20 protein-coding genes are annotated in these 22,613 nt (G+C 71.3%); 17 read left to right on the forward strand and 3 right to left on the reverse strand.

The annotated features are described in order from the left end of the window. From TBR22_RS08460 to TBR22_RS08500, 9 genes are all read left to right on the forward strand, one after another. Positions 1 to 1,587 carry a carboxylesterase/lipase family protein gene (locus TBR22_RS08460; RefSeq protein ID WP_239492536.1) on the forward strand — a complete coding sequence of 529 codons (1,587 nt, stop codon included), beginning with the start codon at positions 1 to 3 and terminating at the stop codon, positions 1,585 to 1,587. Continuing rightward, positions 1,584 to 2,549, forward strand: a complete 966-nt coding sequence (locus TBR22_RS08465; RefSeq protein ID WP_239492537.1) for a hypothetical protein — start codon at positions 1,584 to 1,586, stop codon at positions 2,547 to 2,549. The genes TBR22_RS08460 and TBR22_RS08465 overlap by 4 nt, the downstream gene beginning before the upstream one ends. A 5-nt stretch (positions 2,550 to 2,554) precedes the next feature. Further along, complete coding sequence (locus TBR22_RS08470; protein WP_239492538.1) at positions 2,555 to 3,385, forward strand: carbohydrate-binding family 9-like protein; 831 nt, start codon at positions 2,555 to 2,557, stop codon at positions 3,383 to 3,385. A gap of 9 nt (positions 3,386 to 3,394) precedes the next feature. Next, a complete protein-coding gene (locus TBR22_RS08475) occupies positions 3,395 to 4,201 on the forward strand; it encodes an undecaprenyl-diphosphate phosphatase (protein ID WP_239492539.1) in 807 nt (268 codons plus the stop codon). A gap of 73 nt (positions 4,202 to 4,274) precedes the next feature. Next, on the forward strand, positions 4,275 to 4,520 hold the full coding sequence (locus TBR22_RS08480) for a ribbon-helix-helix protein, CopG family (protein ID WP_239492540.1): 246 nt from the start codon (positions 4,275 to 4,277) through the stop codon (positions 4,518 to 4,520). Next, complete coding sequence (locus tag TBR22_RS08485; protein WP_239492541.1) at positions 4,510 to 4,938, forward strand: PIN domain-containing protein; 429 nt, start codon at positions 4,510 to 4,512, stop codon at positions 4,936 to 4,938. The genes TBR22_RS08480 and TBR22_RS08485 overlap by 11 nt, the downstream gene beginning before the upstream one ends. Before the next feature lie 164 nt (positions 4,939 to 5,102). Continuing rightward, positions 5,103 to 5,345, forward strand: coding sequence for a redoxin domain-containing protein (locus tag TBR22_RS26920; protein ID WP_239493537.1), 243 nt, complete (start codon positions 5,103 to 5,105; stop codon positions 5,343 to 5,345). After that, positions 5,232 to 5,690, forward strand: a complete 459-nt coding sequence (locus tag TBR22_RS08495) for a redoxin domain-containing protein (protein ID WP_239493482.1) — start codon at positions 5,232 to 5,234, stop codon at positions 5,688 to 5,690. Before TBR22_RS26920 ends, TBR22_RS08495 begins: the two co-directional genes overlap by 114 nt. Before the next feature lie 67 nt (positions 5,691 to 5,757). Further along, positions 5,758 to 6,816 carry a DUF1080 domain-containing protein gene (locus TBR22_RS08500; protein ID WP_239492542.1) on the forward strand — a complete coding sequence of 353 codons (1,059 nt, stop codon included), beginning with the start codon at positions 5,758 to 5,760 and terminating at the stop codon, positions 6,814 to 6,816. Between the two features lie 75 nt (positions 6,817 to 6,891). On the opposite strand, the gene TBR22_RS08505 is transcribed toward TBR22_RS08500, so the two are convergent. Then, positions 6,892 to 8,958 carry a xanthine dehydrogenase family protein gene (locus TBR22_RS08505; protein ID WP_239492543.1) on the reverse strand — a complete coding sequence of 689 codons (2,067 nt, stop codon included), beginning with the start codon at positions 8,956 to 8,958 and terminating at the stop codon, positions 6,892 to 6,894. A gap of 68 nt (positions 8,959 to 9,026) precedes the next feature. On the opposite strand from TBR22_RS08505, the gene TBR22_RS08510 reads away from it, so the two are divergent. The 5 genes from TBR22_RS08510 to TBR22_RS08530 all read left to right on the forward strand — a co-directional run bounded on the left by TBR22_RS08510 (position 9,027) and on the right by TBR22_RS08530 (position 16,987). Continuing rightward, positions 9,027 to 9,707: a response regulator transcription factor gene (locus TBR22_RS08510; protein ID WP_239492544.1), complete on the forward strand. Its 681-nt coding sequence runs from the start codon at positions 9,027 to 9,029 to the stop codon at positions 9,705 to 9,707. Further along, the gene (locus TBR22_RS08515; RefSeq protein ID WP_239492545.1) at positions 9,704 to 11,092 is read left to right on the forward strand and encodes an ATP-binding protein; all 1,389 of its coding nucleotides are present in this window, start codon (positions 9,704 to 9,706) and stop codon (positions 11,090 to 11,092) included. The genes TBR22_RS08510 and TBR22_RS08515 overlap by 4 nt, the downstream gene beginning before the upstream one ends. A 157-nt stretch (positions 11,093 to 11,249) precedes the next feature. Further along, positions 11,250 to 12,164, forward strand: a complete 915-nt coding sequence (locus TBR22_RS08520; protein ID WP_239492546.1) for a DmsE family decaheme c-type cytochrome — start codon at positions 11,250 to 11,252, stop codon at positions 12,162 to 12,164. A gap of 9 nt (positions 12,165 to 12,173) precedes the next feature. After that, a complete protein-coding gene (locus TBR22_RS08525; RefSeq protein ID WP_239492547.1) occupies positions 12,174 to 14,639 on the forward strand; it encodes an MtrB/PioB family outer membrane beta-barrel protein in 2,466 nt (821 codons plus the stop codon). A 998-nt stretch (positions 14,640 to 15,637) separates the two neighbouring features. After that, entirely contained in the window at positions 15,638 to 16,987 is a 1,350-nt protein-coding gene (locus TBR22_RS08530) for a dicarboxylate/amino acid:cation symporter (RefSeq protein ID WP_239492548.1), read from the forward strand. A gap of 117 nt (positions 16,988 to 17,104) precedes the next feature. Here the strand turns inward: TBR22_RS08530 and TBR22_RS08535 are convergent, their stop codons facing one another. Continuing rightward, positions 17,105 to 18,364, reverse strand: coding sequence for a lactonase family protein (locus tag TBR22_RS08535; RefSeq protein ID WP_239492549.1), 1,260 nt, complete (start codon positions 18,362 to 18,364; stop codon positions 17,105 to 17,107). A 116-nt stretch (positions 18,365 to 18,480) separates the two neighbouring features. On the opposite strand from TBR22_RS08535, the gene TBR22_RS08540 reads away from it, so the two are divergent. After that, on the forward strand, positions 18,481 to 19,038 hold the full coding sequence (locus tag TBR22_RS08540) for a hypothetical protein (protein ID WP_239492550.1): 558 nt from the start codon (positions 18,481 to 18,483) through the stop codon (positions 19,036 to 19,038). 1 nt (position 19,039) lies between these two features. Here TBR22_RS08540 and TBR22_RS08545 read toward each other — a convergent pair whose 3' ends face one another. After that, on the reverse strand, positions 19,040 to 20,587 hold the full coding sequence (locus tag TBR22_RS08545; RefSeq protein WP_239492551.1) for a sensor histidine kinase: 1,548 nt from the start codon (positions 20,585 to 20,587) through the stop codon (positions 19,040 to 19,042). Between the two features lie 287 nt (positions 20,588 to 20,874). Here TBR22_RS08545 and TBR22_RS08550 point away from each other — a divergent pair, with 287 nt between their 5' ends. Together TBR22_RS08550 and TBR22_RS08555 are read left to right on the forward strand one after the other, a co-directional pair. Beyond that, complete coding sequence (locus TBR22_RS08550; protein ID WP_239492552.1) at positions 20,875 to 21,231, forward strand: hypothetical protein; 357 nt, start codon at positions 20,875 to 20,877, stop codon at positions 21,229 to 21,231. A gap of 108 nt (positions 21,232 to 21,339) precedes the next feature. After that, positions 21,340 to 22,611, forward strand: a complete 1,272-nt coding sequence (locus TBR22_RS08555; RefSeq protein ID WP_239492553.1) for a TolC family protein — start codon at positions 21,340 to 21,342, stop codon at positions 22,609 to 22,611. The last annotated feature ends 2 nt before the right edge of the window (positions 22,612 to 22,613 follow it).

The following is a 22,613-nucleotide window of genomic DNA, read 5'->3' on the forward strand; positions in this document are numbered from 1 at the left end:
ATGCGTCCATCCCGGTCCCACCGCGCGCGCGTCGGCGCGTTCGTCCTCGCGATCCTCGCCCTCGTCGTCGCGCCGCGGGCCCGCGACCAGGTGTCGCCGGCCCCGGTGAAGACCACCGGTGGCCTGGTGGCTGGCACGACGGCCAGCGTGCCCGGCGTCACCGCGTTCCTCGGCATCCCGTACGCTGCCCCGCCGGTCGGGGCCCTGCGCTGGCGGGAACCGCAGCCGGCGCCCGCCTGGACCGGCGTCCGGCAGGCCACCGAATTCGGCACCAGCTGCATGCAGGCGCAGCCTGGTTCGCGCCTGCCGTGGACCGAGGAGTACATGACGCAGAACGCGGTGGGCGAGGACTGCCTGAACCTCAACGTGTGGAGGCCGGCGGGGCGCGCGGCGCGGCCGCGCGCCGTGATGGTCTGGATCTACGGCGGCGGCTTCAACGAGGGGTCGAGCGCCGTCGCGGTGTACGACGGCGCCGCGCTGGCGGCCCGCGGCGTGGTGGTCGTGAGCCTGAACTATCGGGTAGGCGTGCTCGGCGGCCTCGCGCATCCCGAGCTGACGGCCGAGTCGCCGCACAAGGTGTCGGGCAACTACGGCATCCTCGATCAGGTCGCGGCGCTGCGGTGGGTGCGCGACAACATCGCGGCCTTCGGTGGTGATCCGGCCAACGTGACGATCTTCGGCCAGTCGGCCGGCGGGGTCTCGGTGGCGATGCTGATGCGGTCGCCGCTGGCCCGCGGGCTGTTCGTGCGCGCCATCGGCATGGCGGGGCCGGGCCTGATCGGCGCCTCCGGCCCGGGGCGCGGCGGCACGCTCGCCGAGCGCGAAGCCGCCGGCGTGAAGTTCGCGCAGGCGCAGGGCGCGAGCAGCCTCGCGGAGTTGCGGGCGCTGCCGGCCACCACCTTCATCGCCCCGGCGGTCAGCAAGGGCAACGCGGTGCCGCCGGCGTGGCCCCTCATCGATGGCCACGTGATCGCCACCGAGGCGCCGGCGTCGCAGGTGCCCGTGATGGTGGGCTTCACGGCCGACGACATCGGGACCAACGGCGGCGGCCTGGGCGGACCGCCGCCGCAGCCGAGCCTGGCGGCGTGGCGGGCCGACGCCGAGAAGGCCTGGGGACCGCAGGCGGCGGCGTTCCTGGCGTTGTACCCGGCGGCCACCGACGCCGACGTCCCGGCCGCGCGCAAGGCCGCCGGCCGCGACCGCACCCGCGTGACGATGGACCGGTGGGCCGCGTCGCAGGTGCAGGCGAGTCGCACCGTGTACACCTACTACTTCGATCGCGTGACGCCGTGGCCGGAGCACCCGGAGTTCGGCGCCCACCACACGTCCGAGGTGCCTTACGTGTTCGGGACCGTCGGCCGCGGCAAGCGCGCCTGGGAGCCGGTCGACCGCATCGTGTCGGATCGCATGGCCAGCTACTTCGTCAACTTCGCCAGGACGGGCGACCCCAACGGCGCCGGCCTGCCGCGCTGGCCGGCGTGGGCACCGGGCGCGCACGTCACGATGCGTCTCGGCGAGGCCCCCGGGCCGATGCCGGTGGCGACCCCCGAGCGGCGCGCGTTCCTCGAGCAGGGGCTGCGGCCATGAGACGACGCGAGGCACTCCAGTTGCCCCTGGCGGTCCTGGCGGCGGCGTGCGCCGGTGCCCGGCCGGTCGCTGCCCAACCCGCGCCGGCCGCCGGTGCCGCGCCTGCCGACCTCTGGACGCTCGGAATGTTCGCGGGGCCCTCGCCCTTCGCGCTGGCCCCGCTGGCCGGGGCCACGCAGCCCATCCTGCGCGGCGCCGACGTCACCGACATGCCCGACCTCCGCATCGACACGGTCGCCCACCCGAACCTGGTGATCGCCGGCGACCGGCACTGGCTGTTCTTCACGGCCAAGGACCTGTCGGTCAACAAGGGGGGCATCGGGCTGGCAGAGAGCCGCGACGGGCGGGTGTGGCGCTTCCGCCGCACCGTCATCCGCGAGTCGTTCGTGCTCTCCGACCCCTACGTCTTCGAGTGGCAGGGCACCTGGTACATGGTGCCCGAGGCGTACACGGGGACCACCGTGCGCCTCTATCGCGCAACGGCGTTTCCGGACCGGTGGGAGTTCGTGCGCGACCTCCTCGCGGGCGACGCCGACACGCACTTCATCAGCCCGACCCTGCTGCGCCACGAGGGGCGCTGGTACCTGTTCACCTCGCCGCCGGGTAACGACACGCTCCGCCTGTTCCACGCCGACGATCTCGCCGGGCCGTTCGTCGAGCACCCGCGCAGCCCCGTCGTGGTGAAGGACGCGCACCTGGCACGGCCGGCCGGGCGGCCCTTCGTGCACGACGGCGCGCTGTATCGCGTCGCACAGGACTGCGTGCCCACGTACGGCCGCGCCGTGCGTGCCTGCCGCATCACCACGCTGTCGTCGACGGCCTACGCCGAGACGCCGGTCAGCGCCCCCTTGATCGAGGCCAACGGCGACGGTTGGATGCGCAAGGCGGCCCACCACGTCGACGCGCATCGTCGTCCCGACGGCACGTGGATCGCGGCGGTCGACGCCCTCGGCGCGCCGTGATCCGGGTGGCCCTGCCGCGTGCGGCGATGGGTGGTGCGCTCGCCACGGTCCTGGGCGCCAGCGCAGGCGTGCTGCTGGCCCAGGCGGACGTGCCGACGTACCAGGCCCGGCGCGTCGAGGAACCGGTCCGCATCGACGGCCGCCTCGACGAACCTGCCTGGGCGCTGGCGCCGCGCGTCGGCGCGTTCCGGTTGATCACCGATCCGGCCCGCCCACCCGCGTATCCGACCGACGCCGCGGTGCTGTGGGACGACACGCACCTCTACGTCGCGTTCGCCTCGTCGGGCCGCGAGGCGTGGGGCCGGTACACCGAGCGCGACGCGCGCCTGTGGGAGGAGGAAGTGGTCGAGGTGTTCCTCGATCCCGATGGCGACGGGCGGCAGTACGCCGAGATCGAGGTGAGCCCGCACAACGTCGTCGTCGACCTCCTGATCGCGGAGCCGCGGGCCGGCGGACCCGAGGCGCGCCGCTGGGACGTCGCCGGCCTGCAGACCGCGATCGCGCGCCACGCCGACGGCTGGGTCGCCGAGATGGCCATCCCGTGGGCGGCGCTCGGCGGCGCCGGCGTCTCGGCCGCACCGGCGATCGGCGACACGTGGCGCGTCGGCCTCTACCGCATCACGCGGCCCGGCGGCGTGGAGAAGGCGGCGCGCATCGACGCGCTGGTGGAGGAGCGACGGGCGGCGGCAGAGGACCGCCGGGCCGCCATCGACGCGACCCTGCGGCAATTGCGCGCCGACGACGAGTACGCGGCGTGGTCGCCGACGCAGGCCGACCGGGGCTTTCACGACCCGGAACGCTTCGGGCGCCTCGTGTTCGCGGCGCGCGTGCGATGATCTCGTCCCGTGCACGCCTGGCAAGCTCTCGTCCTCGGCCTCGTCGAAGGCCTCACGGAATACCTTCCGGTCAGCTCGACGGGACACCTGCTCGTGACGCAGCGCCTGCTGGGGATCGAGGCCAGCGAGGCGGCCAACGCGTTCGCCGTGTTCATCCAGGGCGGCGCCATCCTCGCCGTGCTGGTGCTGTACTGGCGCCGCATCGTCTCGATGCTGCTCGGCGTCATCGGTCGTGATCCGGCGGGCCTGCGGCTGGCCCTCGCGGTGGCCGTGGCGTTCCTGCCCTTCGCCATCGCCGGCTTCCTGTTCGACGACCTGATCGAGGGCTACCTGTTCGGCGCGCTACCCGTCGCGGTGGCGTGGGCGGTCGGCGGCCTGGTCATCCTGTACGTGTCGCCGCGCCTGGCGCCCGGCGGCGCCGCGCTCGACCACGTGCCGCTGCGGGCGGCACTGGTCATCGGGCTGTGCCAGTGCGCGGCCCTGTGGCCGGGCGTGAGCCGCAGCTTCGCCACCATCCTCGGGGCCATCGCCGCCGGCCTGTCGCTGGCCGCGGCGGTCGAGTTCTCGTTCCTGCTCGGGTTGCTGACGCTCGGCGTCGCCACGGCCTACAAACTGCTCGACGGCGGCGAGGCGATGGTGCAGGCCTACGGCGTGAGCGCGATGGCCCTCGGCTTCCTGGCCGCCTGGGTGTCGGCCATGCTGTCGGTCGTCTGGATGGTCAACTGGCTGCAACGGCGTCCGCTCGCCGTCTTCGGCTGGTGGCGCATCGCCGCGGCCGCGGTGGTCGTTGCCCTGGTGGCCACCGGGCGGCTCTAGCCGACGCGGGCGTCCGAGGGCAGCGCGACCAGCGCGAACAGGCTCCACGTTTCTTCGTGCTACACTGTTTTTCGTGGCCGAGACCCAGAACATCACTCTCAGCCTGCCGCGTGACCTGCTTCGCCAGATCAAGCGCGTGGCCGCGGACCGCGACACGTCGGTGTCGGCCATCATGACCGAGGCCCTGACTCGCGTCGCCGAGCACGATCGTCGCTACGCCGCGGCCCGTCGGCGGGCACGTGTCGCGATGAAGGGCGCCCGCTCGCTCGGGACGGGCGGTCGCGCGTCGTGGACGCGCGACGACCTGCATGAGCGCTGACCGACCCGCCGAGTTCGTCGACGCCAACATCCTGGTGTACGCCTTCGACGCCTCGGCCGGGGCGAAGCAGGTCGCGGCGGCTCGCCTCCTCGATCGGCTCTGGGACACCGAGGAGGGGCGCCTCAGCGTCCAGGTGCTCCAGGAATTCTTCGTCACCGTGACGAGCAAGGTGGCCGCGCCGCTCTCGATCGACGAGGCCGAGGAGCGCGTGCGCGAGTTCGCGGCGTGGCAGGTGTTCGCGCCGACCGCCGCGGACGTGCTGGGGGCGATCGCGCTGCAGCGGACGACGCAGTATTCCTTCTGGGACGCGATGATCCTGCACGCGGCGGCCGAGTCTGGATGCGGCGTCTGCTGGAGCGAAGACCTCCGCGCTGGTCAGGTCGTGCGCGGCGTGGAAGTTAAGAATCCGTTCGCCTGAACGAGCGACTGTCGCGGGCCCGTCTCGACGTCCCCGACCGGCACCTCGGTCGAACGTGCCCGAGATCATGCCGGCGTGGCGGAGGCCACGCGATGTGAGCGGCCATCGGCACGGCTGGGCCGAGGATCTCAACGGCCGTAGCGCGTCGGTGCTACCATCCCCGCATGTCCAGACTCCTGTCCCTCTGCCTTGTGGCGTGCCTGTGCGCGTCGCCCGCGGCAGCACAGGCGCCAACCCCGGCAGCGGCACCCGCCCCTGCACCGCAGTACTCGGCAGACCTGAAGGTGGGCGACATGGCGCCCGACTTCTCGCTGCCGGGATCCGACGGCAAGACGCACAAGCTGTCGGAACTCCGGGGGAAGACCGTCGTGCTCGCCTGGTTCCCGAAGGCCTTCACCGGTGGTTGAACGGCCGAATGCAAGTCGCTCCGTGAGAGCGGCCCGATCCTGAAGACCTACGACATCACGTACTTCATGGCGAGCGTCGACAGCCTTGAAGACAACACGAAGTTCGCCCAGATGCACGAGGCGGACTTCCCGATCCTCGCCGACCCGTCCAAGGCGACGGCGATGAAGTACGGCGTCATCCGCACCGACCGTCCGCCCGAACAGCAGTTCGCGGCGCGCTGGACCTTCTACATCGGTCCCGACGGGAAGATCCTGGACATCGACCGGCAGCCGAACACGGCGACGGCGGGGCAGGTGATGATCGCGAAGCTCGACGCGCTCGGCATCAAGAAGAAGGCGCAGTAAGTCGCTCGTCGGCGACGGGAGGTGGCGGCGTCCTGCCCGTCCCGTCGTCACCCTCCTGAGGATTCGCATGCACGTCTCGTTCAAGTCAGTGTTGGCGCTCGCCGTGGTGGGCGTCGCCGCGGTCGTGGGCCTGTCGGCCCAGCAACAGCAGCCCTACGTGGGGCGATGGAACATCACGCCCACTGGCCCTGACGCCCGTGGGGTGTACTTCCTCGACGTCAAGGAGGTCGATGGACAGCTGCAGGCGCTGTTCCTCGATCGCGGCGGCCATGCCACGCCCGTGTCGTGGATCAAGGTCGTCGACGGCGAGTTGCAGTGGCAGTACGGGGGCGGCGCCGAGAAGTTGCCCAAGCCGGCGTGCGGGCCGCTGTACCGGGCGAAGCTCGAGGGCGGCAAGCTGATCGGCAGCCACGAGACACCTGGCACGCCTTGCCCGCTGCCGCCGGGCGCGACCCCTCGGCCGCAGCCCGCGCCCCGGACGGTCAACTGGGTGGGCGTGCGGCAGCCGCAGTTCCCGCCGTCCAACGCCAATGGCGCGCACACCTACGGCAAGCCGGTGGTCATCGTCGGCGCCGGCGTCGGCAAGGAGACGTGGGCCGGCCTCGGCGACGGCACCCCCAACTCCTGCGTCGATCGCTGGACGATTGCCGACGGCGTGATGACCAACGGCGTCCCCGAGCGCGGCGAGCGCTCGACGTGCAACCCGCACACGAAGGAGAAGTTCAAGGACTTCAAGGTGAACTTCGAGTTCAACCTCGGGGCCGGCCAGAACAGCGGCATCTACCTGCGCGGGCGCTACGAGCTGCAGTTGATGCTGAACCCCGAGGGGCGCACCACCAGCTACCCGGGGCTGCTCATGGACATCTACGGCTGGAAGCGCGCCGACGTCTACGCCGGCAACCCGCCGGGAGAGTGGCAGATCCTCGAGGCGGTCGTCGTCGGCAACCGCGTGACCGCGGTGCTCAACGGCAAGAAGGTGCACGACAACGCGCTGCTGCCGGCGATCACCGGCGGCGCGATGGACGCCGACGAACTCGCGCCCGGCCCCATCATGGTGCAGGGCGACCACTCGAAGGTCGCGATCCGCAAGCTGGTCGTGACGCCGATCGTCAAGCCCGGCACCTAGCAGGGCTCGATCAGTAGCCGTCGCGCTCGCGCGACGGTCAGTGATGATTCACTGGGCGTCGGGCGAGCCCGACGCCTACACCGTTCCGCGGCCCGGCCACAACGGCAGCGACCGGCGCCGCTCGCCGGTCGCCAACGCGATTGCCGCGGCCACGGCCGGCGCCGTCAGCGTGATCGACGACTCGCCGGCGCCCGCCGGCTCGATGTCGCGCCTGTCGATCACCTGCACGTCCATCTGCGGCATGTCGCTGAAGCGGGGCACCCGGTAGCCCGAGAGCCGCCGGGTCAGCTGCGCCGTGCCGTCGAAGGCAACCGCTTCCCACAGGGCGCCCCCGATGCCCTGGATCAGCGCGCCCGTCATCTGGTTCTGCAGCGCGTCCGGGTTGAGCGCCGCGCCGAAGTCGCCGGTGGCCACCATGCGCGTGACGTGCGGCGCGCCCTTGCGCATCTCGACCTCCACGCACAGCGCCAGGCGCGCGTCCTTCTCGATCGTGCAGCTCAGGCCGACGCCGCGGCCAGCCGTGCCGGCCCGGCCCTTCGAGTCCCAGCCGAAGCGGCGCGTCGTCTCCTCGATCACGGCCCGCAGCCGCGCGTCGCTGACATGGCGCAGGCGGAAGGCCTTCGGGTCGACGCCGAGGTCGGCGGCCCACGCGTCCATCGTCGATTCACGCGCGAAGGCGTTGGCGACGGCGGCCAGCGAACGGTAGCTGCCCTGGCGCACGTCGGACTGCGTGCGCGCAAAGCCGATCCAGTGGTGGGGCACGTCGTACGGCCAGCGCAGGCCCGCCGCGCCGCTGTTGAAGTTGGTGAACTTCACCGCGACGAGCCGGCCGTCGGCGCCGACGCCGCTCTCGACGTCGAGCACGCCCGCCGGTCGCGTGTAGCTGCAGGTGAACTCTTCCTCGCGCGTCCACGCGACCCGCACCGGCACACCGGCGAGGCGCGCCAGGCGCGCCGCCTCGACCTCGCATTCGCCCCGTTGCTTGCCGCCGAACGCGCCGCCGGCCCCGGTCACCACGATGCGCACCTGCGACTCGGGCACGCCACAGGCGCGCGCCACCTCCTGGCGCACCAGGAACGGCGCCTGGGCGCCAGACTGCACCGTCACGCGATTGCCGTCCCACGTCGCAATCGCCGCGCGTGGCTCGAGCGGCACGTGGGCGATGGGCGCGAGGCCGTAGCTGTCGGTTCGCGTGCGCACCGCGCCGCGCAGCGCGGCATCGACGTCGCCCTGCCGGAACAGCGGCGGGTAGCGCGCCTCGGGCTGCTCGACGGGGGCGTTCGCCGTCTTCCGGAACAGCGCCGGCCAGTCCGCCTGTGGCGTCAGCGGCGTGGGTGTCCACGTGGCGCGGACGAGCGCGGCGGCCCGCCGCGCCCGCCCTGGCTCCGGGCTCACGGCGGCGACCAGATCACCATCACGCAGGATGCGCACGCCGTCGACGGTCTCCGCGGCGCTGGTGTCGAGCGAGGCCAGTGTCGCCTTGTGGTGCGGGCTGCGGACGATGACGGCGTGCTGCATGCCGGCGACGCGAAGATCGGTGGGGTAGTCGCGCGTCCCGGTGACGATCGCGCGGCCGTCCAGGCGACGGACGGACTGGCCGAGGACGCGCCAGTCCGCGGGAGGCGTGAGCGCGTCCGAACCGCCGGTCTGCCTGGCGCGCACGGCGGCCGCGGCCCGACGGATCACCGGCACGGTCTGCGGCGTGGTCAGGCTTGCCCACGTGCCGCCGTCGTCGGGGCAGAGATCGGTGTCGCCCATCACCAGCTCGACGCGATCGACGGTGACGCCGAGTTCTTCGGCGAAGGCCTGGGTGAGGAGCGCGCGGGCCCCCTGGCCCATGTCCACCTTGCCGGTGAACGCGCGATACCTGCCGTCGGGCGCTACCTGGACGCGCACCGGCACGTCGCGTCCCTGCGCGCGCACCGACACCAGGAAGAGCAGGCCGCCGCCGAGCGCGAGGAACGCCCGCCGGTCGAGCCCCGACACGGCGGGGGCGGGTTCGACCTGCCTTGTTACTCCGGTGCCCGGCAACCGGTGCCCGGTGACCGGCTCCTCCTGGAGCAGCTCGAAGATCTCGTACCGCTCCGGCTCGAGCTCGCGCTCGAAGCGTGCCTTGTATGCCTGCCGTGGATCATCGGTCATCGCGGGGTCCCGGCTTCCGAGCATAGCGCGAGGCGCGTCGATGCCCTCATGACACAATCGACGTCGCCATGCACGTCCTCGTGATTGAAGACGACCCGAAGGTGGGCAAGGCGTTGAAGGCCGGCCTCGAACTCGAGGGCTGCACGGCGGTGGTGTCCCGCACCGGGGAGGATGGCTACTTCCGCGCGACCACCGAGGGGTTCGACGTCGTGATTCTCGACCTCGGCTTGCCGGGTCGCTCGGGCATGGAGGTGCTGGCCAGTGTCCGCGCCCGCGGCATCACGACGCCGGTGCTGATCCTGACTGCACGCGACACGCTCGAGGATCGGGTGCAGGGGCTCGATGCCGGCGCCGACGATTTCCTGGCCAAGCCGTTTGCTTTTGCCGAACTGCTGGCGCGGCTGCGCGCCCTGCGCCGCCGGGGGAGCGGCGAGGACCGACATCATCTCCGCATCACCGACCTCGAGATCGACCTGCTGGCGCGCACCGTGGCGCGCGGTGGCGTTCCCATCGATCTCACGGCCCGCGAGTTCGAACTGCTGGCGTACCTGGTGCGCCACCATGGCCAGATCGTCTCGCGGGAGATGCTGGCCCGCGAGGTGTGGAAGGAACCCTCGCGCGGCACTCCGCTCGACAACGTGATCGACGTGCACATCACGCACCTGCGCAAGAAGGTCGATCGTGACGAAAGCGCACGCCTGATCCACACGGTGCGTGGCGTCGGCTTTCTCGTCAGGAGTGGCGGGTGAGGACACCGACGCTCCGCACCCGGCTGACCATCTGGTTCGCCGCCTCGCTCCTGCTGATCCTCGCGCCGTGCTTCGGGGCGCTGCTGTGGGTCGAGTGGCGAACCATGCGCGAGGCGCTCGACCACCACCTCCGGGAAGACCTCGAGGTGGCCGCGGAGATGATCGTGCCCGCCGGCGCCGCCGTGACGTGGCGGACTCCGTCCGATCGGGATCTGGGCTACGACGGCGCGCGCCAGCGCTGGGTGGAGGTCTACGGGGCGCAGGGAGAGTCGCTCTACCTGCGAGGGCTGCCGGCGTGGAACCCGGCCATCCCGGCGTCGATGCCGCTGCCCCACGCCGCGGCGGCGGGACTGCAGACCATCAGGACGCCGGCGGGCGCGCACGTGCGTGTGCTTTCCGTTTCGCGAACGCTGGAGGGGCGTCGGATCTGGCTCCGCGTCGCACGCACGGAGGACCCCCTGCGACAGGACTTCCGGCGCCTGCTGCTTCTGTTTGCCGGAGGAGTCCCGCTGGCCGTGCTGGTCGCGGCAACCGCCGGGTACGTGATCTCGGGCTGGATGCTGACGCCGCTGGCACGGATGGCCGACCAGGCCCGGGTCATCAGCGCCGACCGGTTGTCGGAGCGCCTGCCCATCGAGAACCCCACCGACGAACTCGGCATGCTCGCCGTGGTCTTCAACGACACGTTCTCGAGGCTCGAGGCGTCCTTCGCACACCTGAAACGTTTCACCGCGGATGCCTCGCACGAGTTGCGGACGCCACTCACCGCGCTGAAGAGCGTGGGCGAGGTCGGCCTGCGGGAATCGATGACCCCGGCGGAGTACCGCGAGGTGATCGGCAGCATGCTCGAGGAGGCCGATCGGCTTGCCGCTCTTGTGGACACCCTGCTGACGCTGTCGCGGTGGGAGAGCGGTCGAACGCGGCCGAGCTTCTCGGCCCTCGATCTGGCCGAGGTCGCCCGCGAGGTCGTCGAGCGGATCGGAATCCTGGCCGAGGACGGCGGGGTCGCGATAGACGTCGACCTGCCTGCCCCGCTGCCGGCCCTCGCCGACCCCTCGATGGTGCGGCAGGCCATCCTGAACGTCCTCGACAATGCCATCAAGTTCACGCCCGCGGGACGACGCATCCGTGTCTGGGGCGAGACGACCGGTGGCGTGAGCCGCGTGGTCGTGGACGACGAAGGGCCGGGCATCCCCGTGGAGGAACGGAGCCGCGTGCTCGACCGTTTCTATCGCGTCACCACGGACGGCACCTCGCACGTCCCGGGGACGGGGTTGGGCCTCTCCATCGTTCACCGCGCGATCGTCATCAACCACGGTCGCTTCCTGCTCACCGAGTCGCCGACGAAGGGGACGCGCGCGGTGCTGGAACTGCCGCGCCCTTGATCTGCCGGATTGCCGGCATTGTCCTGCCTTAACGAATCTTCAGGAACTCTTCAGGCGCCAGAGCTGCCGGATTTCCGATACTTCGGGTGACGTCCTGGGACGGCGCGTCCGCGCATCGCGGACGGGCCAAGCCCCATACGCGCAGGAGTCATCCGTCATGAAGCGTCATCGCTGGATCTGGCTCGCTGCCTTCACCTGGCTGATCTCCGTCGCCGTCGGTATGCAGGTGCCAGAGGCGGCCAAGCCCAAGAAGGCGCTCGACTGGACCAAGGTCAACCCGAAGTTCGCAGGCGCCACCTTCGTCAACGACGACGCGACGTGCCAGTCCTGCCACGAAGACCCCATGAAGTCCTTCGCCCACACCCGGCACGCGAAGGCCTTCGCCCTCGATCCGGCGAAGGGCAACTGCGAGAGCTGCCACGGCCCGCGCAGCGCGCACGTCGCCGATCCCACCGCCGAGCTGAAGATGGACCCGGCCGCCTCGGCTACCTCGGGCGTGTGCCTGCAGTGCCATGAGGGTGCCACGCGCATGGCCTGGAAGGCCGGCGTGCACCAGGCCAACGGCGTCGGCTGCATCTCGTGCCACGACCCGATGGAACAGAAGAGCGAGAAGGGGCTGCTCATCAAGGCGTCGGCCAACGACACCTGCTTCAGCTGCCACCAGGAGGTGAGGGCCGAGGGCAACAAGATGTCGCACCACCCGGTGCGCGAGGGCCGCATGGACTGCGCCTCGTGTCACGACGTGCACGGCGCCAACGACGCGTTGCTCAAGAAGCCGACGCTCAACGACACCTGCTTCACGTGCCACGCGGAGAAGCGCGGGCCGTTCCTGTGGGAGCACGCGCCGGTCCGCGAGAGCTGCGCCACCTGCCATACCCCTCACGGGTCGAATCAGCGGAACCTGCTCACGGCGAAGGATCCGTTTCTGTGCCTGACCTGCCACTCGTACGGCGGGCACATCAACCTGCCTCGCTACAACCGCGTGAGCAACCCCTACGGCAGCGGCTGCTCCAACTGCCACACGAGCGTCCACGGATCCAATCACCCGTCGGGCCCGAAGCTCACCCGCTAGGAGGCGGCCATGACCAGGACATCCATCATCCTCGCCCTGCTGATCGCCTCTCCGGCGATCGCGCAGCAATCCCAGACGCCCGCACCGGCGGCACCGGGGGCCGCGCCCACCGTCATCTCCGGCAGCGTGACCGGCGGCGGGCTGGCCGTCGACAACGACACGAACTCGGCGGCGTTCACCCAGTACCGCGATCTCGAGGACAGCGTGTTCCTGTCGCACCTGCGGTTCAACGCGTGGAGCCAGAGCAAGGGCCTCGACTTCACCGTCGGCGGGGTGAACATCGGCCGCGACGACACGACGCTCGGGGTCGGGCTGTCGCGCCCCGGTGCATGGCGCGTGTCCTTCGACTTCGTGGGCACGCCGCACGTCTACAGCAACAAGGCGGTCTCGGCCTACACCGAGAGCTCGCCGGGCGTACTCACCGCGCCGGCGACCATCCCGATCACGTTCAAGAAACTGGCGACCTCGGCCGCCGACACGGCGGGCGTGCTGGCCAGCGACGAACTCATTCGGCAGTACCAGGCGCAGTACCTGCGGCCGATCGGGCTCGAGACGCAGAACGACAACTACACGTTCCGCTTCGGCTGGTTCGCCTCGGACCTGCTCAAGCTCTCGGCCACCTACGACCGGTGGGACAAGAGCGGCGCGAAGTCGACGTTCGGCCCCATCGGCGATCGCCCACCCCGGACGCTGAACGTCCAGCTCGCAGAACCGGTGGACTACGTGACCGGTGACCTCACGCTCGCCGCCGAGCACCAGGGCGCGGGGTACGTGGTGCGCGGCGAGTACCTGTACTCGGACTTCGAGAACAACATCGACACATTGCGCTGGCAGAACCTCTACACGACCGCGGCGCCCGGTGCCGACTACGACACATGGGATCGCCTCGTCGCCACGTCCGGCGCGCGGCCGCTGCCGCCCGACAACCGCTACCACAACGCGACCGCCTCCGGCGCCGTCGATCTCCCCGCCGAGAGCCGTCTCAGCGTGTCGGGCTCCTTCGGTCGCATGGAGCAGAACCAGGGACTCCTGCCCTACGCCGTGCACAACGGCGCCCTCGCCGTGCAGACGCTGCCGCGCGCCAACGCCGAGGCGCTGATGCACACGCGCTACTTCACTGCCGACTACGCGATCGCGCCGGTGTCGCGGCTGCAGGTGCGCGCCTTCGCGCGCAGCTACACCCTCGACAACGACACGCCGATGTCCAACTGGCAGTACATCACGTCGGACACGTCCAACCTGAACGGTACGGCCTCCTACGTCAACAAGCGGGTGAACCTTCCCTACGGGTGGGACCGCCAACACGGCGGTGTGGAGGCGACCTACCGACTCGGGTTCTGGCGCAGCAGTCTGCAGGCGGCCTACGAGCGCGAGAACATCGATCGCACCTACCGCGAAGCCGACACCACCGAGGACGTGCTCCGTGCGTCGATCCGGCTGCGTCCCGCGCGGTGGATGACGGTGACCGGGCGGATGCTCCGCGGCGATCGCGACGGCAGCGAGTACGAGTACCACGTGCCCGCCGAGGGCTACTGGTACGCGCCGGCCGACGCCAACGACAACAACAACCCGCAGTTCACGTTCGACAACCACCCCGACATGCGCCGGTACGACGTGATCGATCGCCTGCGGCGGCAGTACGACGTCACCGTGAACGCGACGGCCGGCGAGGTGGCCGGCGTCACGGCCTACGTGCGCTACCGCGGGGACGACTTCGACAGCGACGTGCACCCCATCCAGCCGCTGCTGAAGACCGGCGTCGGCGAACTGTCGGCGACGACGCCAGGCATCCAGCTCGGCCTGCTCGAGGACAACCGCCTCCGGTACGGCGTGGACGTGTTCTACCAGCCGACGCCGCGCGCCACGTTCAACGCCTTCCTCAACTACGACGTCGGTACGCAAGCGCAGCGATCGCTGGAGTTCAACGAGAACAACAAGGCCAACCCCAGCGCCATCAACACGGCGGTGCTCGGCCCGTGGACACGCCCCTCGAGCATCTGGTCGGCCGACATGGACGACCGCACCTGGAGTGGTGGTGCCGGGTTCGTGTTCCACCTCGTGCCCGACCGCGTCCTCCTCAGCGGCGACTACACCGTCTCGCTCGCGGACGTGGACATCGCCTACGACGGCTTCGGTGAGGTCAGCTTCGACGGGACGCCGTTTCCGCCGAACCACGAGTTCTTCTTCACCGATCCCTCGGCCATCTCCGAGGACCTCCATGCCGTGAACGTGCGGCTCGAGGTGCCCGTCAAGGCCGTGTGGCTGGTGGTCGGTTACGGGTACGAACGCTATCGGCTCGCCGACTGGCAGCAGGGAGCCGAGGGGCCGTGGGTGGAACAGGTCGGGGCGGACACGCTGCTGCGTGACACCTCGCGGTCGTTCCAGTGGGGCAATCGCCTGTTCAACTTGGGCACGTACCTGGCGCCCAGCTACAACGCGCACCTGGCGTTCGTGGGCCTGCGGTACCGCTTCTGAACAGCACGGAAGGGCCCGGCGCCGCGGGCGCGTGCGCGTCGGTCCCGAGGCGTGTCGGGACGCCTCCATTGGCGTTCCGGCGCGCCGCCTCGTCGCGCCGGGCGTCCCGCCCCCGGCGGGTGCCACTACTTCGGGGTGATCGGCGTGCCGTCGCGCAGTTCGTCGGTGGCGCGCCGCATCGCCTGCCCCCAGCGCTCCGACCACGTCGGCGTAATCGCCCTCTCGGGAGACCACCTCGAGGTCCACCCAGCTCGCCCTGCCGCGCGCGACCCTGATGATCGAACACGCGCGCCGTCGTCCGGAGGACGGCCGTCGCGGGCACGCGCCACTGTTCCCGCCCCGCGCGTCCTGGCCACGTGACGTCGGCATAGAGGCCGGGAGACGTCCGGGTGCAGCGATGCCGCCGTGGCTGCGCCGCGCTGGACGAGTGCGCAGACGCCGGGCACCGGGACGCGCATCGAACGCACCGAGGCGATGGGCAGCATCCCGGCCAGCCTGGCGCCGGCGGCCATCAGGATGGCGCGTAGCCGCGTGCGTGCTCCGAGCGTCCCGCGCCAGCAGTTCGGGGTGCGATCGACTGGCCGCCTCGGGGGCCGGCCCCACACGCTGGTGGCACAGTGCCTCGGCGGCCGGGGGGCGGAGATAGGCGGCACGGTGCCGGGTGGCAGCAGCATGCCGAACACGTTGTTGGTCGTCGCCCGGTTGACCTGCGCCATCGCCTGGGCGCGGGCATCGCCGCGCTGCCAGCCAGTGCCGATTCGGCCGCCGCGCCCTCACGGGCGGCGCCTGCCGCGGCCACGTCGGGGGCGCCCGCTGCGACTGCGGCGATCAGGTCGGGGAGGGTGAGGGACGGAGCCTGCGCCGCGGCGCGCGGCGCGTCTCCGACGACCAACCCGAGGCAGATCAGGTCTGCCCCGGCAGCCCTCTGGAGCGGGCGGCTGGGCAGCACCGCGCTACTCTACGTGACGCGCCGCGCGCCGGCAACGCGGAGGGCCGTCATGCCGCGAGCGGCGCTGGGCGCACCAACCCCGGGAGACCGAGTGTTCCGCAGCCTTTACGTCCAGGTCCTCATCGGCATCGCCCTCGGCGTGTTGCTCGGCGCCGTCCGGCCCGAACTCGCCGCGGAGATGAAGCCGCTCGGCGACGCCTTCATCAAGCTGGTCAAGATGCTGATCGCGCCGATCGTCTTCACGACGGTGGTCGTCGGGATCGGCCAGATGGGCGCGATGAAGGACGTGGGCCGGGTCGGCCTGCGCGCCCTCGTGTACTTCGAGGTCGTCTCCACCATCGCGCTGGTCGTGGGCCTGATCGTCGTGTTCCTGGTGAAGCCGGGCGTCGGCATGCACGTCGATCCGTCGACACTCGACACGAAGGCCGTGAGCGCGTACACCTCGGGAGCTGCGCACACGGGCGCCGTCGACTTCCTGCTCAACATCATCCCCGACAGCGTGGTCGGCGCCTTCGCCCGGGGCGACATCCTCCAGGTGCTGCTGTTCTCGGTGCTCTTCGGCCTGGCGATGCTGCACCTGCAGCCGGGCAGCGCGGTGCTCGTCAACATCCTCGAGGCCTTCGCGCACGGGTTGTTCGCCGTCGTCGGCATCGTGATGCGCCTGGCGCCGGTGGGCGCGTTCGGGGCGATGGCGTTCACCATCGGCAAGTACGGCCTCGGCACGCTGCTCTCGCTCGGCAAGCTGATGGCCGCGGTCTACATCACGTGCCTGCTGTTCGTGCTCGTGGTGCTCGGCGCTATCGTCTGGGCGTGCGGCTTCAGCATCATCAAGCTCATTCGCTACATCCGCGAGGAACTGCTGATCGTGCTGGGCACGTCCTCGTCGGAGTCGGCGTTGCCGCGGGTGATGGCGAAGATGGAGCGCCTCGGGTGCTCGAAGTCGGTCGTCGGCCTGGTGGTGCCGACCGGCTACTCTTTCAACCTCGACGGCACGGCCATCTACATGACGATGGCGGCGGTGTTCGTGGCGCAGGCGACCGACGTGTCGCTGTCATTGCGCGACACCGTGTCGATCCTCGGACTGTTGCTCGTCACCTCGAAGGGCGCGGCGGGCGTGACGGGCAGCGGCTTCATCACCCTGGCAGCGACGCTGGCCGCGGTGCCCACCATTCCCGTGGCCGGACTCACGCTGCTGCTCGGCGTCGACCGTTTCATGTCCGAGGCGCGCGCGCTGACCAACCTCGTGGGCAACGTCGTGGCGACCCTTGTCGTCGCCAGGTGGGATGGCGCGCTCGACGTGGCCCGCGCCCATCGCATCCTCGACGGCCACGAGACCGTCGCCGACCAGGCCATCCTCGCCGCGCCGATGCCGGGCCCCCACGAAGCCGAGATGGAATGAAGGGGTAGGGCGCGGTCTCCGACCGCGCCGTTATCGATGAACGGCGGGGTGGGACACCCCGCCCTACCTGAATCCTCACCCGTTCGTGGGCGTCGACGTTCACGTCGACGCCCCAGATCAGGACCCGACGATGCCCGGGAAGGCGAGAGCCGACGGGCTGCCGACCGGCGTGTACTGTCCGGTGAAGGTCAGCCGACCCGTCTGCCTGTCCACGCGGAACGTCGTCACGTGGTCGGCGCGCTGGTTGCAGCAGTAGAGGAAATCGCCACCGGGTGCGATGGTGAAGCTGCGCGGGTAGTCGCCGCGCGTCCATTCCTCGCTGACCCACGTGAGCCCGCCCTCGTCACCGATCGCGAAGATGGCGAGGCTGTCGTGCAGGCGATTGGCGCCGTACAGGAAGCGTCCGTCCGGCGACACGGCGATCCCCGACGTGAAGTTGCTCCCCGCGTAGCCGGCCGGCAGCGTCGGCACCGTCTGGCGCGGCGTGAGCTTCCCGACGACGCCGTCGTAGTCGAACCGCACGATCGTCGAGCCCTCTTCCTGAATCGAATAGAGCCAACGCCCGTTCGGATGGAAGGCGAGGTGGCGTGGTCCGTCGCCCGGCGGCACGGCGACCGAAGGCTCTGCGGCGGGGCTGAGCGTGCCGGTCGCAGCGTCGAACGCCCACACGAAGATCCTGTCGAGCCCGAGGTCGGGCGCGAGCACGAACCGGCCGGTGGGGTCCGGCACGATCTGGTGCGCGTGCGGCGCGTCGTGGCCGCTGATCGCGAAGCTGCCGGGAGGCGCGCTCGCCGCGGCCTTCGGGCCGAGGGGGCCTGTCGTCTTCTTCACGTCCGTGGCGGGACCGAGGCGACCATCGGGCAACACCGGCAACACGGCCACCGATCCGCCGCCGTAGTTGGCCACCAACAGGTGGCGACCCGACGGATGCAGCCGTGCGTACGTCGGTCCGAGTCCGCCGGAGGGCACGGTGTTCAGCCGCGTCAGCCGGCCGGTCGCCGGATCGACGGCGAACGCGCTGACCGTCCCCGATGAGCCGCCCTCCACGCTCGCCGACGCGTCGGTGCTGTACAGGCGCGTGCCGCTGGCATCGAACACGAGCGCGCTGGGACTCGTGTCGTGATCGGTGACGCCCATCGGCGTGAGCGCGCCGCTCGCGCGGTCGACGCGGAACACGTGGATGCCGCGGCCGTTGGCCTGCCCGGCGCCGGGCGACCCGCTGTAGGTGCCCACGTAGGCGAAGAGCGGCGTCTGGGCCTGCGTGCCCTGTGCGGCCAGCGAGCGCGCGCCTGCCGAGAAGACCGCGAGCCCGAGGGCGCGTCGGGCGAACGACCGGCGGGTGAGCGTGCTGGTGGTGAGGCTGCAGGGAGCGCCCATGGTGGCGGCATCATGCGCGGCGGGCGACAGGTGGTCAATAGCCGAGCGTCTGCCCCCAGCGCAGGAACGGCCACTGCAGCGCCGGCTGAGACGCGTCGATTCACTGAAGCATGGGAATGCCTCGCCAAACGGCGCCCCTGCTGGTCGCACTCCTGCTGGGCGCGGGATGCGCTGGCCGCGGCTCGAACGCACGGCCTGCGGTGGTCGGCCCCGAGGTGCGTGAGCAGCGCCTGATGGAGGCGGCCGGACGAGCGGAGCACGAGGGCCGGCATGCCGCCGCCCTCGAGACGTACCTGCAGGTGGCGGGCTCGTCGGCGCGTGTCGACGTCTCACGTGAGGCCTATCTGCGCGCCGGCTTGCTTCGCCTCGGCGGTGATTCGGGAGCGCGCGACGTCGTCGAGGCGGCGCGCCTGCTGCGGGAGAGTCGGGCCGGGTTCCAGGACGCACAAGAGCCACTGATCCTGACCGCGACCCTGGTGCTGCTCGATCGCCTTGCGAAGGTCGAACAGGATGCCGCCGCCGCGGCCGCCCTCGCGGCCCGCGATGCCGCGCGCCGCGATGACGACGCGAGGGAGCTGCGTCGCACCGTCGCGATGCTGCGACACCAACTGGAGAAGCGGGACGAAGCCCTGCGCAAGGCCGCGGCAGCGGCGGTCGGGCCCCGAACTCCGTGAGTCACGCACTCAAGCGGGTCTGCGGGGGCGTCTGATCGAGCGCCGCGAAGAGGGCAACGGCCTCTTCGAAGTCGTTCGAGGCTGGATCAGCAGCGCCGGCCCGCTCGAGGTCCGGCAGCGTCAGCACGAAGGTGGTGCCGACGCCCTCGTCGGACGTCACCGTGAGGTCGCCGCCGAGCAACTGTGCAAATTGCCGCGAGATGGCCAGGCCCAGGCCGGAGCCGCCATAGCGCTGCAGGATGTCGCTGCTGGCCTGGACGTAGGGGGCGAACACCGTCGCCGCGGCCTGCTGGCTCATGCCGATTCCGGTGTCGGTGACCGCGAGGACGACCCCGCCGCCGTCCGTCCGCCCGTCGATCTCCACGCCGATCGTGCCGCGGGTGGTGAACTTGCAGGCATTGCCGAGCAGGTTCAGCAGGATGTGTCTCACCTTGGCCGGATCGGTGGTCAGCGTGCCCTGCCAGCGGGCGGTGACCACGAGCGTGTTGCCCTGCTGTTCCAGCAGCGGGCGGAGCGTGTCGGCGAGTTCGTCCACCAGGGCCGCGGGTTCGAGCGCGCCGAGGGCCACCGGCATCCGACCAGCCTCCAGGCGGGCGTAGTCGAGCAGCTCGCCGACCATGCCGAGCAGCACCCGGGCGCCGCGCCGCAGGTGCACGAGGTCGGCCATGCTGGTCGCCAGGCCGGCCTGCTGCACGTCCGACTCGATCATGTCGGCGTATCCGAGGATGGCGGTCAACGGCGTCTTGAGATCGTGCGCCAGGCTGGTCAGGAAGGTGCTCTTGATGGCGCTGGCCTCCTCGGCCCGGCGCCGGGCTTCGTGCGTCTCGGCGATCGCCCGTTCGAGCGCGACCGCCATGTCGTTGAAGGTGGCGGCGGCGCGGGCGAACTCGTCCCGCCCGTGACCGACCGGCAACCGGAAGGCGTAGTCGCCGGCGGCCACGTGCCTGGAGGCGGTGTCGAGCCGCCTGAAGCCGGCAGCCAGCGTCACCGACAGGGTGATGACGATGCAGGAGCCGACCACGAGCCCGCAGCCCAGCAGCGCCATCGTCGTCGCATCGGCGGCATCCAGCGCCGCGCCGAACCGGCGGGCGTCCTCGTCTGCGGCACGTCGCTCCGCCTTGCGCCAGGCGAGCAGCGCATCGAGCATCGCGGTCGGTGGCGCGACGCCCTCGCGCGCGTCACCCGCCTGCACGCCAGCCAGCGTGCCGTGCCATGCCGAGAGGAGCGCCGTCGCCTCGCGGCCGAATGGACGCCCGGCCGGGGACTCGCCCGCCTCGCGCACCTGCCCCTCCAGCGCCACGAGCCGGGCCCGCATCACCTCTATCTGCGCGGGTGAGGCCGAGACTTCCCGCAGGACGCTGAGCTCACGCCACCGCAGTTGCACCTCGCGCTCGATCGAGAGCAGTCGTTCGAGGCGCGCCTGACCCGCCTGCACGGCAGCCAGCGCCAGCCGCGTGCGTTCCCGGGCCCGGCTCGACAGGACGGTGCTGGCGCCGGAGAGCAGCAGCAGGGCAGCCACGCTCGCGATGAGCTTCCGGCGAACGGTCATTCGACACGTCAATCGGCTGGCCGCGAGGGCGCCTTGAACGCACCCGGACCGCGGGTCGATCCGGGTGCTGGAGCGGGTCGCCGAGGACGGCGTCGTCAGTCACGGTGAGGTCGACGCTGGCCTTCGGAGCCTGTCGGATGCCATCAGGCCGGGCAGGGGAATAATCACCCCTTGTGCCGGAAATCCGGCGCCTCCGCCGCTCGCACCTACCCGCACATCCGGCCCCGCGTGCGTACCCAGCCCGGTCGTCGACGGTACGCTTTCTGCAAAGGTCACGGCTGGTCGGCATGACTCGCCTTCTCGCCCTCGTCCTCGCCTGCCTCTTCGCCGTCGCTCCCGCAGCCGACGCGCTCTGCAAGGCGTCGTGTACGCCCGGGCGGCTGGCCGTCGCCTCGTGCCACGAGATGGCGCCGACGACAACTGGCGGGCGGCTCACCCCGGAGAAGCGCTGTCGGGTGGACGTGGTGCTCGCCGCGCCACCGACCGACGCCCGTCGTGACGGGCCTGCACCGACCCTCGGCACCACCGCTGTCCTCACCTCGCCGACGCCGGTCCACGGCAGTGTGGCCCTGAACCGTGCGCCGCGTCGGGTCCGACCCAAGGCGACCCAGGCCTTCCCCCGCTGCATCGTCCTCAGGATCTGAATCACCGCAGGCGACAGCCACGGGTTGCAGGCCCCCTGCGACCCTGGCCAGTTCCTCGATCGGTCGCCGACCGATCGGCGCGCTGATTCGTTCATCCGAGGTCGTCCCATGTTCGTTGCACGTCGCCTGGCGTGCGCGGTGCTCGCGGCGTGGTCGCTCGCCGCCACTGCCACCGCCCAGTTCGTTGCTCCTGCCTCAGAGCGGTTGTCGCTCGAGGTACTCGTCCAGCAGGTGCTCGACGCCCATCCCGAGATGGTCGTCGCGGAGGACCGTCACGCTGCCGCGCTCGAGCGTCCGGCGCAGGAGCGCGCCTTGCCCGACCCGATGGTGTCCACCGGCTACTCGTCGACGGGCCGGCCATGGCCCGGCGCCGGCCTCGGGACCGATCCGAACGCCGGCTTCGGCGTGATGGTGTCGCAGGCGCTGCCGTATCCGGGCAAGCGCGACGCCCGTGCCGAGGTGATGCGGCGCGAAGCCGCGGTGGAGCGCGTCGAGCTCGATGCGGCGCGGCTCTCGCTCACCGCCCGCGCCACGCAGGCCTACGTCCGCCTCGCTGCCGCCTGGCAACTCGACGCGGTGCTGCGCGCCAACGAGGACCTGCTCTCGACGCTCGTGAAGGTGAGCGAGGCCAGGTACGCCGTCGGCCAGGCTGCGCAACAGGACGTGATCCGTGCGCAGACGCAGGTGAGCCTCATCGCCCTGCAGCGCGCGCGGGTGCAGCGAGAGCGCCGGACCCGCGAGGGCGAGCTGAACGCGCTGCGGGGGCGGGCGGCGGACGCCCCGGTGGCCCGACCCGTCGACCTCGAGCCGCGCCTGTGGACCGCAACGGTGGACGGGCTCGTGCAGGCCGCGTCGAGCGTCTCGCCGATGGTGCGCCGCGACCAGCTGATGGCCGCCCGCACCGAGGCCGCCCTCGACGTCGCACGGCGCGAGGGGCGTCCCGACTTCGCCGTCTCGGCCGGCTACACCTTCATGGGCTCGATGCCCGACATGTTCGAGGCGCGGTTCGACGTGGTGGTGCCGCTGCAGAAGGCGCGACGCCGGGCGATGGTCGCCGAGCGCGAGCGCAGCCTCGACGCCGAGCGGCACGCGCTCGAGGCGACGCGTCGCACCCTGCAGGGGCGCATCCAGGAGGACTGGCAGATGGGCGCAACGGCGGCCGAACTCGCCACGCTCTATCGCGACGCCGTGCTCCCGCAGGCGCGCCTCGCGCTCGAGTCGTCGATCGCCAGCTACCAGACCGGCGGCGTCGACTTCCTGAGCGTGCTCACCAACTTCGGGTCGGTCCTCGAATACGAGATGAGCTACGTCGAGCAGCTCGCCGACCTCCACCTGGCCGCCAGCCGTCTCGAGGAGATGACGGCCACGCCGCTCCGCTGAGG

The sequence above is a fragment of the Luteitalea sp. TBR-22 genome (assembly GCF_016865485.1).
Taxonomy (GTDB): domain Bacteria; phylum Acidobacteriota; class Vicinamibacteria; order Vicinamibacterales; family Vicinamibacteraceae; genus Luteitalea.

What these genes read in the sequence shown, in the direction of transcription:
- TBR22_RS08460 (WP_239492536.1), top strand. Translation starts at nt 1, where the DNA reads ATGCGTCCATCCCGGTCCCACCGCGCGCGCGTCGGCGCGTTCGTCCTC.
- TBR22_RS08465 (WP_239492537.1), top strand. Translation starts at nt 1,584, where the DNA reads ATGAGACGACGCGAGGCACTCCAGTTGCCCCTGGCGGTCCTGGCGGCG.
- TBR22_RS08485 (WP_239492541.1), top strand. Translation starts at nt 4,510, where the DNA reads ATGAGCGCTGACCGACCCGCCGAGTTCGTCGACGCCAACATCCTGGTG.
- TBR22_RS26920 (WP_239493537.1), top strand. Translation starts at nt 5,103, where the DNA reads ATGTCCAGACTCCTGTCCCTCTGCCTTGTGGCGTGCCTGTGCGCGTCG.
- TBR22_RS08500 (WP_239492542.1), top strand. Translation starts at nt 5,758, where the DNA reads ATGCACGTCTCGTTCAAGTCAGTGTTGGCGCTCGCCGTGGTGGGCGTC.
- TBR22_RS08505 (WP_239492543.1), bottom strand. Translation starts at nt 8,958, where the DNA reads ATGACCGATGATCCACGGCAGGCATACAAGGCACGCTTCGAGCGCGAG.
- TBR22_RS08510 (WP_239492544.1), top strand. Translation starts at nt 9,027, where the DNA reads ATGCACGTCCTCGTGATTGAAGACGACCCGAAGGTGGGCAAGGCGTTG.
- TBR22_RS08520 (WP_239492546.1), top strand. Translation starts at nt 11,250, where the DNA reads ATGAAGCGTCATCGCTGGATCTGGCTCGCTGCCTTCACCTGGCTGATC.
- TBR22_RS08525 (WP_239492547.1), top strand. Translation starts at nt 12,174, where the DNA reads ATGACCAGGACATCCATCATCCTCGCCCTGCTGATCGCCTCTCCGGCG.
- TBR22_RS08530 (WP_239492548.1), top strand. Translation starts at nt 15,638, where the DNA reads ATGCCGCGAGCGGCGCTGGGCGCACCAACCCCGGGAGACCGAGTGTTC.
- TBR22_RS08535 (WP_239492549.1), bottom strand. Translation starts at nt 18,364, where the DNA reads ATGGGCGCTCCCTGCAGCCTCACCACCAGCACGCTCACCCGCCGGTCG.
- TBR22_RS08540 (WP_239492550.1), top strand. Translation starts at nt 18,481, where the DNA reads ATGCCTCGCCAAACGGCGCCCCTGCTGGTCGCACTCCTGCTGGGCGCG.
- TBR22_RS08545 (WP_239492551.1), bottom strand. Translation starts at nt 20,587, where the DNA reads ATGACCGTTCGCCGGAAGCTCATCGCGAGCGTGGCTGCCCTGCTGCTG.
- TBR22_RS08550 (WP_239492552.1), top strand. Translation starts at nt 20,875, where the DNA reads ATGACTCGCCTTCTCGCCCTCGTCCTCGCCTGCCTCTTCGCCGTCGCT.
- TBR22_RS08555 (WP_239492553.1), top strand. Translation starts at nt 21,340, where the DNA reads ATGTTCGTTGCACGTCGCCTGGCGTGCGCGGTGCTCGCGGCGTGGTCG.